10 protein-coding genes and 1 pseudogene are annotated in these 11950 nt (G+C 71.0%); 7 read left to right on the top strand and 4 right to left on the bottom strand.

What is annotated here, in order from left to right; all coding sequences use genetic code 11:
• Positions 1-144: 144 nt before the first annotated feature.
• From OG456_RS31275 to OG456_RS31260, 4 genes and pseudogenes are all read left to right on the top strand, one after another.
• Entirely contained in the window at positions 145-1020 is an 876-nt protein-coding gene (locus OG456_RS31275; protein WP_266566851.1) for an undecaprenyl-diphosphate phosphatase, read from the top strand.
• A 234-nt stretch (positions 1021-1254) separates the two neighbouring features.
• Positions 1255-2319 carry a transposase gene (locus OG456_RS31270; RefSeq protein ID WP_266566849.1) on the top strand — a complete coding sequence of 355 codons (1065 nt, stop codon included), beginning with the start codon at positions 1255-1257 and terminating at the stop codon, positions 2317-2319.
• Between the two features lie 139 nt (positions 2320-2458).
• Positions 2459-4099 (top strand): IS4 family transposase, encoded by a 1641-nt coding sequence (locus OG456_RS31265; RefSeq protein WP_266566847.1) that lies wholly within the window; start codon positions 2459-2461, stop codon positions 4097-4099.
• 19 nt (positions 4100-4118) lie between these two features.
• Positions 4119-4307, top strand: a pseudogene (locus tag OG456_RS31260) (zinc ribbon domain-containing protein); the annotation flags it as partial.
• Between the two features lie 58 nt (positions 4308-4365).
• On the opposite strand, the gene OG456_RS31255 reads toward OG456_RS31260, so the two are convergent.
• Positions 4366-5982 (bottom strand): TROVE domain-containing protein, encoded by a 1617-nt coding sequence (locus tag OG456_RS31255; protein WP_266566845.1) that lies wholly within the window; start codon positions 5980-5982, stop codon positions 4366-4368.
• 487 nt (positions 5983-6469) lie between these two features.
• Here OG456_RS31255 and OG456_RS31250 point away from each other — a divergent pair, with 487 nt between their 5' ends.
• Positions 6470-6646 carry a hypothetical protein gene (locus OG456_RS31250; RefSeq protein ID WP_266566843.1) on the top strand — a complete coding sequence of 59 codons (177 nt, stop codon included), beginning with the start codon at positions 6470-6472 and terminating at the stop codon, positions 6644-6646.
• Positions 6647-6695: 49 nt separating this feature from the next.
• On the opposite strand, the gene OG456_RS31245 is transcribed toward OG456_RS31250, so the two are convergent.
• The gene (locus tag OG456_RS31245; protein WP_266566841.1) at positions 6696-7334 is read right to left on the bottom strand and encodes a hypothetical protein; all 639 of its coding nucleotides are present in this window, start codon (positions 7332-7334) and stop codon (positions 6696-6698) included.
• Positions 7335-7420: 86 nt separating this feature from the next.
• On the opposite strand from OG456_RS31245, the gene OG456_RS31240 reads away from it, so the two are divergent.
• Positions 7421-7933 (top strand): nuclear transport factor 2 family protein, encoded by a 513-nt coding sequence (locus OG456_RS31240; protein WP_266566839.1) that lies wholly within the window; start codon positions 7421-7423, stop codon positions 7931-7933.
• 92 nt (positions 7934-8025) lie between these two features.
• Entirely contained in the window at positions 8026-9720 is a 1695-nt protein-coding gene (lnt, locus tag OG456_RS31235) for an apolipoprotein N-acyltransferase (RefSeq protein WP_266566837.1), read from the top strand.
• Here the strand turns inward: lnt and OG456_RS31230 are convergent.
• Complete coding sequence (locus tag OG456_RS31230) at positions 9644-10549, bottom strand: Gfo/Idh/MocA family protein (protein ID WP_266566835.1); 906 nt, start codon at positions 10547-10549, stop codon at positions 9644-9646. The genes lnt and OG456_RS31230 overlap by 77 nt on opposite strands.
• 37 nt (positions 10550-10586) lie before the next feature.
• Positions 10587-11849 (bottom strand): FAD-dependent monooxygenase, encoded by a 1263-nt coding sequence (locus OG456_RS31225; RefSeq protein ID WP_266569494.1) that lies wholly within the window; start codon positions 11847-11849, stop codon positions 10587-10589.
• Positions 11850-11950 lie beyond the last annotated feature (101 nt).

Below are 11950 nucleotides of genomic sequence, written 5' to 3'. Positions count from 1 at the left end.
TACGCTGCCCCACGGCGGGCGCTCTTCCACTTCCGTACCTCTTGACCCGTACGGCCTCGCCCGCCCGTCCGTCCTTCCTCCGTGTCCGCCTCTGGCCTGCGTGTCCGCGGTCAGCTCACGTCAGCACTTGGATCGCGTAACTTCATGTCTTGGTTCGAATCATTCATCCTCGGGCTCGTCCAGGGGCTGACCGAGTTCCTGCCCATCTCGTCGAGCGCGCATCTGCGGCTGACCGCGGCATTCGCGGGCTGGCACGACCCGGGGGCCGCGTTCACGGCGATCACCCAGCTCGGCACGGAGACGGCGGTGGTCATCTACTTCCGCAAGGACATCGCGCGGATCATCTCCGCCTGGTTCCGCTCCCTCACGAACAAGGCGCTGCGCAGCGACCACGACGCGCAGATGGGCTGGCTCGTGATCGTGGGCTCGATTCCGATCGGCGTGCTCGGTGTCGCCTTCAAGGACCAGATCGAGGGCCCGTTCCGCGATCTGCGCCTGACCGCGACGACCCTCATCGTGATGGGCGTCGTCCTCGGTGTCGCCGACCGTCGCGCGGCGCGCGACGAGGTCGGCGGCAAGCACCGCGCGGTGCGGGAGCGCAAGGGACTCAAGGACCTGAGCGTCAAGGACGGGCTGATCTACGGCGTCTGCCAGGCCATGGCCCTGATCCCCGGCGTCTCGCGCTCCGGCGCGACCATCAGCGGCGGCCTCCTCATGGGGTACACCCGTGAGGCCGCGGCCCGTTACTCGTTCCTCCTCGCGATCCCCGCGGTCCTCGCCTCCGGGGTCTTCGAGCTGAAGGACGCCGGGCAGGACGGCTCCGTCTCCTGGGGCCCGACCGCCTTCGCGACGATCATCGCCTTCGGCGTCGGATACGCAGTGATCGCATGGTTCATGAAGTTCATCTCGACGAAGAGCTTCATGCCGTTCGTGTACTACCGGATCCTGCTCGGCATCGTGCTGATCGCGCTGGTGACGGCGGGCGTCCTGAGCCCGCACGCCGGGGAGTCGGCGGGCTGACCCGCCCGGCCCGAGCCGGACGGGACCACCCCTCGCTCGCCTCTCCCGCTACCGGGATTCATTCGCAGTGCATCGGCGTTTACGCCGGTGGTGAAGCGAATCAGGTCGTAGCGACGCGGAGCGTTGCGGTGTTGTTCCTGCGGAGCTGGACATGGCGGCGGTCACCGTACGGTGATGGCTAGTACGGATGTTCTCTCTGGTGAACGGGTGAGCGGTGTTCGTACGATCACTCGCATGCAGCTCCGGTACGCCTTCAGGTTGTACCCGGAGCCCGGCCAGCAGGGTGCGCTGGCGCGGGCGTTCGGGTGTGCGCGGGTCGTGTTCAACGACGCCGTGCGCGCCCGCCGTGACGCCCGTGCCGCCAAGGAGCCGTACCCGACGTCGAAGGTGCTGTCCCGTGCCCTGGTCACGCGGGGCAAGCTGCGCCGGGAGCGGTACTGGCTGGGTGAGGTCTCCTCGGTCGTCCTCCAGCAGGCGCTGCGGGATGCGGATACCGCGTATGCGAACTTCTTCGCCTCCCTCAAGGGCGAGCGCAAGGGCCCGCGGGTGGGCGAGCCGCGGTTCCGGTCCCGCAAGGATGCCCGGCAGGCGATCCGGTTCACCAGCAACGCCCGCTGGAAGATCACCCGAGCGGGGCGGCTGCTCCTGCCGAAGATCGGCGAAGTGCGGGTGAAGTGGTCGCGTTCGTTGCCGGCGGTGCCGTCCTCGGTCACCGTGATCAAGGACTCGGCCGGCCGGTACTACGCGAGCTTCGTCATCGACACCGACCCGGCCGCCGATGCCGCCGTGCTGCCGGACCCCGCGCCCGGCTCGGTGGTCGGCATCGACCTCGGCCTCACCCACTTCGCCGTCCTGGACGACGGCATGAAGATCGACTCTCCGAGGTTCCTGCGCCGCGCGGAGAAGAAACTGAAGAAGGCCCAGCGTGAACTGTCCCGTAAGCAGAAGGGGTCGAAGAACCGGGCCAAGGCCCGCTTGAAGGTTGCCCGCGCCCACGCACAAGTCGCCGACGCGCGCAAGGAGTTCTGCCACCAGCTCTCCACACAGATCGTCCGTGACAACCAAACGGTGATCGTGGAGGACCTGGCGGTCAGCGGACTCGCGCGCACCCGGCTGGCCAAGAGCGTGCATGACGCGGGCTGGTCCATGTTCGTGAACATGCTCAAGTACAAGTGCGAGCGGTACGGGCGCACGTTTGTGCAGATTGACCGGTTCGAGCCGACCAGCCAGGTCTGCTCGGCCTGTGGCCACCGCGACGGGCCCAAGCCCCTGGATGCACGGGCAATGCCGCGTAGTTAAGAAGCCGCGGGTGGCGTCAACTTGATCAGCTCGGTGGGTCTTGCCGGGGCGGGCATGGAGAACGGGACCTCTGCTACAGCGGTGAAGCCGTCCAAGGTCTTCACGCTGAGCAGGGGTCCCGTTGTCCGAGCAGTCTGCCATGACCAGTTTCGTCCGCACCATCACCGTGGCGAGGGGTGTCTTCGCGCCGGGGCATCTCGGGGAGTTGACGCAGTATCTGCCCTTCGAGCTGGTCGATGACGTGCTGGCGAGGTCGCGGGCTGTCCAGGGCAGGTTGCGTCTACTGCCTTCCCGCGTGGGGGTGTACTTCGTGCTGGCCCTGGCCGTCTTCCCGGCCGTCGGCTACCTGGGGGTGTGGGGCAAACTGGTCGCCGGGCTGGGCCCGCTGGCTCCGGTCCGGCCTTGTGAAAAGGCCCTGCGTGACCTGCGCCGCAGGATCGGAGCCGCGCCGCTGAAGATGCTGTTCGAGACCGTGGCCGGCCCGATCGCCCAGCCCCGCACCCCAGGCGTCTGCTACCGGAAGTGGCGCACGGTCGCCTTCGACGGCTGCAGCTCGCTGCGGGCCCCCGACCAGCCACGCGTCCGCGCCTGGCTGGGCAAGATCCTCAACGCCGGTTACGGCCCGGAGGGCTACCCGCATCTGCGACTGATGGCCCTGTGCGAGACCGGCACCCGGGGCCTGCTCGGCGCCGTCTTCGGCCCCACCAACAAGGGCGAGACCCACTACGCCCGCCGACTCCTTCCCCTGCTGAACGACACGATGCTGCTGCTTGCTGACCGCGCCTTCGCCGGGAACGACTTCCTCATCGACACCGCCGACACCGGCGCCCAACTGCTGGTCCGGCTCAACTCCCGCCGTCGGCCGACCGTCTTCACCGCGCTGCCCGACGGCTCGTTCCTGACCCAGCTCCAGGACCGGACGTTCCGCATCATCAACGTCGACATCACAGCCACCTGCGACGACGGCACCCGGATCAGCGACCACTACATGCTGATCACCACGCTGCTCGACCACCGCACCGACCCCGCTGAGCGACTGGCCCGCCTCTATCACGAGCGCTGGGAGGTCGAGTCGGCCTTCCTCGCCCTGCGGCACACCCTGCTCACTGGCCGAGTCCTGCGCTCCTGCGACGCTTGCGGTCTGGAACAGGAACTGTGGGCCTGGCTCACCGTCCACCAGGTCCTGCGTCGAGCGATGTGCGACGCGGCCGAGTCCCGCCCGGGCACCGACCCCGACCGGGCCAGCTTCACCATCGCCCTGCAGGCCGCCGCCGACCAGATCGTCGACGCTTGCGGCATCACCGGCGACGACAGTGACGGCGGCGGCATCGCCCGGGCTGTCCTGGCCGGGCTGCTGCCGGCCCGCCGACCCCGGATCAGTGCCCGCAAGGTGAAGTGTCCGATGTCCCGCTACGGCACCACACAGAACGAGACCCGCCCACTGAGCAGCCATTCCTTCAACCGCCTGGACATCACCGTCCTCGCCGCCACCGAGCAGCCCACAGCCCTGCCACCGTCACCGGCGAACACCGATCGACGCTCCCACGTCTTCCGACTCCTGGTGGCAGCCGATCCCGGCCAGGACTGGACTCCCCGGCAGATCGCTGACGCCCTCAAAATCGACCACATCCGCAGCCTCTCGGCGCAGATGGGGCAATGGATCACGCAGAAATTCCTCATCAGGTCAGGTCATGGCCGCTACCGACTCCATCCCCAATGGGTCAAGACACCCCAGCCACCAGCGGGTTCACGGGACTCGACAGCCGCCATCCCGGCTTAACTACGCGGCATTGGATGCACGGGAGTGGACCTGTCCGGCCTGCGACATCGTCCACGACCGGGACGTCAACGCCGCACGCAACATCAAGGCCGCCGGACTCGCGGCATTAGCCTGTCGAGCGCGGGTAAGACCCCGCCCCTCCCGGGGCGGGGCACAGCGTGAAGAAGCAGGAAGCCACGGAATCCCACCCACGGCCCCTGCCGCGTAGCGGCACAGCACCAGGTAAGGGACGGCCAGAATCCTCGGGCTTCAGCCCGAGGAGCATGTCAATTCTCCCACGGCCAGCGCGCGTCGCCGCCCCGCTCGATGAGCGGGATCAGGCGGAACGCCTGGTCGGTGAGGCCGCCGAAGGCGTGCCGGTTCGCGCCACCCGAAGGGGTCGCGCCCACCTTGTATCCGGCCATGTTCCACATGTAGACGGGCACGTCCCCCGGCACGAGCGCGTCGATCTCGGTCTCGGCCATGCCGCCGTGGTCGCGGGCGTTCGACGGGAACCAGCCGGGCCGGGTCTGCTCGTCGGTGACGACGACCACGCGGTCGTGCCCGGTGAAGTGCTTCTTCACCGCGGTCGGGATGTCGGTGCCGGAGATCTGCCCGAAACTCTCGATGAGCCGCAGAACACTGCCGCCCCTCCGGAAGTTCAGGCGCCGGCTCTCCATCCCGAACTCGACGAGCGTCGGCGCCTCCGCGCGCATGGCGAGCGCGGCGCCGAACACCGCCGCCTGCTCGGCGAGCGGGATGTCCGAGCGGTGCGGCGTCGAGAACCCGTAGCCGGGGAACATCGACGGCGACCGGTCCACCAGGATCAGCGAACGGCCGGGCAGCGCGGGCACACCGGCCAGCGAGTGCGCGAGCGCCCGCTCCAGAGCGTGCCCCCAGCGCAGCGATGGGGCGTGTTTGTACGCGGCCCAGAAGCGGAACGGGAACATGCGTGAGCGACGCACCTCGTCCGCGTCGGCGAACCGCGCCGCCACCCGCTGCGCGATCTCGTCCGAGACACCGGACTCGTCGAAGTTGCGCAGGTTCCGCGCGAGAGCCATCAGGCCCATGGACGGGATGATCGCCTCCCACGCCGCCGCGTCCATCGGCCGCTGGAGCCAGCCCGCAAGCGACTCCCACGTCATGGCCGCCTCGGCGAGCCTGCCGGTGTCCGTGGTGAGCACCGCGTGGCGCTCCTCCACCGGTACGCGCATCAGCCGCTCGCGGGCGCGCAGGGTGCGCAGCCGCTCCGGGATCTCCTCGGCGTTGCCGTGCCGGCGGTCGAGGGCGTGCTGGAACAGTTCGCCCTGCCACGGCTTGTCGGTGGCGGGTGCCGGGTGCGCGAGGTTGAGGACGTCTCCGAACCGGTAGCCCTTGGAGTCGGTGTCGTACTTGAGGAGCGAGCGCTCGTTGTAGAGGCGCTGGACGGCGTCGGCGATGCCGCGCTTCACCGGCTTCGGCAGGCGCCGGCCGTGCCGCGCGGTCCAGTAGCCGAGCAGCTCGCCCGGCTCGTCGGCGCGCTGGAGGACGCTGTCGACGGCCTGACGGGAGTGGCCGGGCTCGCCCGCGTCGATGCGGGCCCTGACGAACTCGGCGGCGCCGACGAGCGCGGCGGTCCGCATGTTCCCCTCGCCGCGCAGCCAGCCGAGCAGGCCCGCCGTCCACTCGGGGTCCTCCACGGCGAGCTGCCGTACGAGGGTGCTGTAGCGGTCGTCGCGGTCGTCCGCGGACTCGTAGAAGGTGTCCGTGGCGACGAGGTTGGAGACGGCGAGCAGGAACAGTTCGCTGCGCGCGTCGCGCAGGTATCCGGTCGCGCCCTCGTGCGTGCGCGCCCGCTCGCCCGTCACGGTGGCGATCGGCGACCGGCCCGACGGGCGGGTGCCGCGGGTGTTGAAGCGTGCCATGAGGCGGCCCCTCTCTGTGGAGGGGAGGCACGGCCGTGCGCGCACGCCGAACCGAGGCGCGGTGCTGCTGGGTGCCTCCCGAGATCGAGTCGGTCCGCGGCGTGCGTTCACCGTAAGAAGGAGCCGCGGACCTGCGCACCGGGAGGTGCGTGAAGTGTGCTGCCCAGAGATCAGAATCGGTGCAGGTACAAGGTGCTCTGCCAACTGAGCTACGCCGACCCGAAGTCGACGACGGGACTCGAACCCGCGACCACCCCATTAACAGTGGAAGTAACCCGCTCCTTCGCACCTGGGCATGCTGCAACTGTAGTGACGGGACGCGACGCTGCCACCTGGTTTTTCACCGGCCGGTCCGAGCACGATCCGCCCCTCCCCGAAGGCTGTTGCCAGGGACTGACAGCCAACTGATCGATGTTTGCGGTCACCTGGCGAATATGTTCCGTCGCTTAGGGTTCCCAGTGGGCGGCACGCACCCTAGCCTTACCGCATGCCGCTTGAGTGTTCGGGTTCCGCGCGGTCTGCCGAGGAAGTGAACGAGCAGATCCGCGGGTTGTGGCTGCGCGCGGGTGGCCGTCTCTCCACCGAGCAGCGCGCACAGTACGCGCTGCTCGTCACCGAGTGGGCGATCGCGGTCCGTACGGAGGTCGTCCAGGCTGCGGCCTGAGGCTCCGTCAATTCTCTGTCGTGCCCGGCCCGGTCGGCCTGTCGGCCCGTCAGCGGACTTCGGCGTTCCAGCGCCAGGCCGTGAGCCGCTCCCTGCCGGGCAGCTCGCCGCGCCCCGTCGCCCACAGCAACGTACGCCAGGGGTCGTCGCCCCGCGGCGCGTCGGGGAACAGCCGGGCGAGAGCCCGGGCGCAGAGGCCGCCGGGCGGGGTCCAGTCGAGGCCGAGACCTTCGGCGATGTCCTGCGTGTGGACGAGGGTCTCCACGACGCCCATCGCACCGAAGCCCGCGGGATCCGAAAGGCCGAACACATGGTGGGCGCGGGTCTCGGGCGCGGCCGTCCGCACCATCGCGACCAGCAGGGCGCCGCTCGCGTCGAGCACCTGGAGCAGCCCCGCCGGGCCCGCGTCGCGGTTCGCGAAGATGACGTTCGCGGGGCCGTCCGGCCTGCGGCGCGTCCAGTCGAACGGCACTTCGGTGTCCAACGGCGGCTTCGACGGCCCGAGTTGGGCCGTGTACGCGAACAGGTCGTCGGCCAGATGCTCGGCCGTCTCCCAGCAGTCCCACTCCAGCGAACCGGCCTTGACGCCCCAGTCGGCACCCAGCGCCCCGCCGAAGGTGTCCACCGCGAGCCGCACGGAGTGCGCGAGGTCGTCGGCGGCGGTCTGTGAGGTGCTCTCTCGGGACATGCCGAGAAGGTACCAATGATCACGCCGCGGGCCTCTCCCCCGTCGCGCCCCTTGGATCTGCGGTTCCGGTGCCCAAGACTGACTCAATGACACAGCGCGTAGAACTCGCCACCGTGATGGACCGACTCGCCATCGAGGAGCTGATCACCGACTACGCGGTGTGCGTGGACGACGGGGACTGGACGGCGTACCGCGGGCTCTTCAGTCCGGACGGGCGTGCCGACTACCGGCGGGCCGGCGGCATCGAGGGCAGCGCGGCCGAGATCACCGAGTGGCTGACCCGGACGATGGAGCTGTTCCCGATGCGCCAGCACCTCATCGTCAACCGGCGCCTGCGCTTCGGCCGCCTCGACAACGACACCGGCGACACGGCCGAAGTGCAGGCCGACTACATCAACCCGATGCGGCTCGCCGGCGACGGCGCGGGCAGCCCCTCCGACGCGCCCTCCCATACGCCCCCCGGCGCGCCCGACTTCGTGTGCGGCGGCCGCTACGCCTTCTCCCTGGTGCGGACGCACTCCGGCTGGCGGCTGCGCGGGGTGACGGTGCACGAGAAGTGGCGGCGCACCGAGGCCGCCGCGGCGGCCACCTCGCCCTGACGCGAGCGCCCCCGATGCCCACTGTCGAAGATCGTCCCGAGCGCGCACACTGAAAGCACGTACCGGGCGTCGGACGACGAGGGAGGCGGCGCATGGACGGGTCGGACGGGAGCGGTCGGGCGCGCTCGTCGAGTACGACGCGGTCGAGGCCGGCCTCGGCGCCAGCGGCGGCGTGGTCGGCGCCCGCCGCGTCGTGGCAGGGCATCGCCCACCGCCTCGCGGTGTCGCCCTGGTGGCGTGGCGCCGCCGCCGTGTGCGCGGGCGCGCTGCCCGCCCTCGCGTTCCCGGCGCCGTCGCTGTGGTGGCTGGCCTACGTCGCGCTGGTGCCATGGATGCTCCTTGCCCGCTCCGCCCGCACACCGCGCCGCGCCACCCTCGACGGCTGGCTCGGCGGGCTCGGGTTCATGTTGGCGGTGCACCAATGGCTGCTGCCGAGTCTGCATGTGTTCACGGTGGTGATCGCGGCGCTGCTCGGCGCACTGTGGGCGCCCTGGGGACGGCTCGTGCGGCGGCTGCTCGGCGGCACGCCCACGCGCGGACAGGCGGCCGCTGCCCTGGTCGCGGTGCCTTCGGCGTGGCTGATGGTCGAACTGGTCAGGTCCTGGCAGGGGCTGGGCGGCCCGTGGGGGCTCATCGGGTCGAGCCAGTGGCAGGTGCAGCCCGCACTGCGCGTCGCGTCGGTAGGTGGGGTGTGGCTGGTCAGTCTGCTCGTCGTGGCGGTCAACACCGCCGTCACGATCCTCCTCGTGGCGCGCAGCGCCCGTACGCCCGCGGTGGCGGGGCTTCTGGTGACGGCCACGGTGACGACGGCCTCCTGGGCCTGGGCCCCGCGCCCCGAGCCGGATGGCCAGGTCAGGGTCGCCGTCGTCCAGCCAGGCCCGATAGGCGGCGCCGAAAGCGGCGAGAAGCGCTTCGACCGGGAGGAGCAGCTGACGCGCGGCCTGACCGGGCAGGGCGTCGACCTGGTGGTCTGGGGCGAGAGCAGCGTCGGCTTCGACTTCTCGCAGCGACCGGACCTCGCGCGCCGGATCGCGGCGCTCTCGCGCGAGGTGGGCGCGGACGTCCTGGTGAACGTGGACGCGCGTCGCGTCTCCCCCGGCGGCGCCCCCGGCATCTTCAAGAGCTCGGTCCTGGTGGGCCCGAACGGTCTCACGGGGCAGCGCTACGACAAGATGCGGCTCGTCCCCTTCGGGGAGTACATCCCGGCGCGCCCGCTGCTCGGCTGGGCCACGTCGGTCGGCAAGGCAGCGGGCGAGGACCGGGTGAGCGGGACCCGGCAGGTCGTGATGAACGTGCGGTCCGCGCGGGGCGGCGACCTGCGGATCGGGCCACTCGTGTGCTTCGAGTCGGCGTTCCCCGACATGACGCGGCACCTCACACGCGACGGTGCGCAGGTGCTGCTCGCGCAGTCCTCGACGTCGACGTTCCAGCACAGCTGGGCGCCCGAGCAGCACGCGTCGCTCGCGGCCTTGCGCGCCGCGGAGACGGGCCGTCCGATGGTGCACGCGACGCTGACCGGGGTGTCGGCCGTGTACGGCCCGGACGGCTCACGCGTCGGTCCCTGGCTCGGCACATCGGCGAGCGCGGCCCGGGTCTACGAGGTGCCGACGGCGCACGGCACGACGCTGTACGTGCGGTTCGGCGACTGGCCCGTGCACGCGGCCGTCGCCGTGCTCGTCCTGCTGGGCGCGGCGGAGGCCGTCCGCCTGTTCAGGCGGCGAACCGCTGCACCTCACGTACGACCTGCTCGCACAGCACATGCGTCTCCAGGGCGTCCTTGGCGCTGAGGACCTTGCCCGCGCGCACGCCGTCGAGGAAACCGAGCACCACCTGCTCGATGCCGCGCTGGCGGGCCACCGGAACCCAGTCGCCGCGGCGGCGCACCGTCGGCTGGCCCTTGTGGTCGATGACTTCGGCGAGGTTGACGACCTGCCGCTTGGTGTCCTGCCCGGAGACCTCGAGGATCTCCTCGGTCGAGCCGCTGAGCCGGTTCATGACGCCGATCGCCGTGAACCCGTCCCCGCCGAGCTGGAGCACCACGTGATGCAGCAGGCCGTCCTCGACCCTGGCACGCACCGACACGTCGTCGATCGGACCGGGCACGAGGTAGCGCAGGGTGTCGACAACGTGGATGAAGTCGTCGAGGACGAGCGTGCGCGGCTCCTCGGGCAGCCCGATGCGGTTCTTCTGCATCAGGATCAGCTCGCGGGGGTGCTCGGCGCACTGCGTGTAGCCGGGCGCGTGACGGCGGTTGAAGCCCACCGTCAGGCTGACCCCGCGCTCCTCGGCGAGCCTCACGAGGCGCTCCGATTCGGCGAGTTCGTAGGCGAGCGGCTTGTCGACATAGGTGGCGACGCCCGCTTCGAGCAGCCGCGTCACGATCTCGGGGTGGACGGCGGTCGGCGCGTGCACGAAAGCCGCGTCGAGCCCCTGCGCGAGCAGCGCGTCCAGGTCGGTGTGCCGGTGTTCGGCGGGGATGTGGTGCGTCTCCCCGACCCACCGGAGCGTCGAAGGTGTGCGGGTCTGCAGGTGCAGCTCGACCCCCGGCAAGGTGGTGAGCACCGGCAGATACGCCTTCTGCGCGATGTCGCCGAGTCCGATGCAGCCGACCTTCACGTCCGTCTTCCCCTCGCCCCGGGCCGTCGGTGTCCGGCTAAGCCCTCTGTGTCTGGGCAGCATACGGCCGCTGCGGGGGCCGCCAGTCCGCGATCTCGTCGAATCCGCGCAGCATGACGGCGGGTCCGGTCTTGTCGAGAGCGGCGATGAGGGTGTTGCGCAGCGCCATCGCGGGCCGGTTCCTGAGCATGTTCACCCGGCCGACCGCGACGGCCTTGCGGGCGATGGCGGTCGTACGGGGCCTGCGTGCGGCGGTGTACGCGGCGAGGCCCAGGGCGTCGGGCCGCGCGGGGTCCGCGTGGTGGGCGAGCACGACGGCGTCCTCGATGGCCTGGTTGCCGCCCTGGCCGAGGGTCGGGGGCATGGCGTGGGCCGCGTCGCCGAGGAGCGCGACCCGGCCGCGGTGGAAGGCCGGCAAGGGTTCGGCGATGTGGTGGACGTCGTGGCGCAGGATCTCCTCGGGCGCGGCCGCGTCGATGATCGCCGGGATCGGGTCGTGCCAGTCGCCGAAGCGGCGCACGAGCTCGGCCTTCTCGTCGTCGGGGGCGTGCTCGCCGGCGGGTGCGATGGCGGCGCCGTAGGCGTAGACCGTGCCGTCCGCGAAGGGGTGCGTGCCCCAGATGCGGCCGCGTCCCCAGGTCTCGTGCTGGGCGAAGGGCCTGCCGAGGGGCGGGACGAGGAGGCGCCAGGTGGTGAAGCCGGCGTAGACCGCGCCCGGGTGGGCGGGGAAGAGCGCCGCGCGCACGGCGGACCTGATGCCGTCGGCGCCGACGACGAGTTCTGCTTCGAATGCGCCTTCCGGAGTGGTCACACGGGCGGGGCGGGCCGGGTCACCCATGACGCCGGGGTCGGTGAGGGCCGCGGCGGACGCGGTGTGGACGACTCCGTCGGGGAGCCGGGACGCCAGCTCGTCGATCAGGGTCGCGCGGTGGAGGAGCACGAGGGAGCCGTCGAAGCGCTGGGCGGCGGCCTTCGCGTCGGAGCGCGAGAGCCAGCGGCCGCTGGGAGTGCGCAGGCCGCCCTCGCCCTCCCATGCGGCGAGGGACCGGACCTCCTCGCCGAGGCCGATGACGTCCAGAGCGCGCTGCGAGTTGGGGGCGAGGGAGATCCCGGAGCCGACGGGCTTCAGCTCGGCGGCCCGCTCGAGGACGGTGACGTGCCAGCCGCGCAGGTCGAGCGCTACGGCGGCGGTGAGGCCGCCTATGCCGCCGCCCACGACGACCGCGCGGGGCCGCCGCCCGCGGCCGCCGACGGTGCGTGCTTCCGGTCGCGCCGGCGTCTTCCCCGTCGTGTCGGTCAGTTCGGTGGGAACCGCTGAATCCATCGGTTCGGCAGTCATGGCTTCGCGCTCCTTACGTCTCACAACGCCCGGTTCGGCCCGTCAAGGCTCACTACACCTGT

Origin of the sequence: Streptomyces sp. NBC_01446, from assembly GCF_026340095.1 — a bacterium.
Classification (GTDB): Bacteria; Actinomycetota; Actinomycetes; order Streptomycetales; family Streptomycetaceae; genus Streptomyces; species Streptomyces aureus.
The sequence above is the reverse complement of the archived record's forward strand: the minus strand, read 5'-3'. Positions and strand labels throughout refer to the sequence as shown.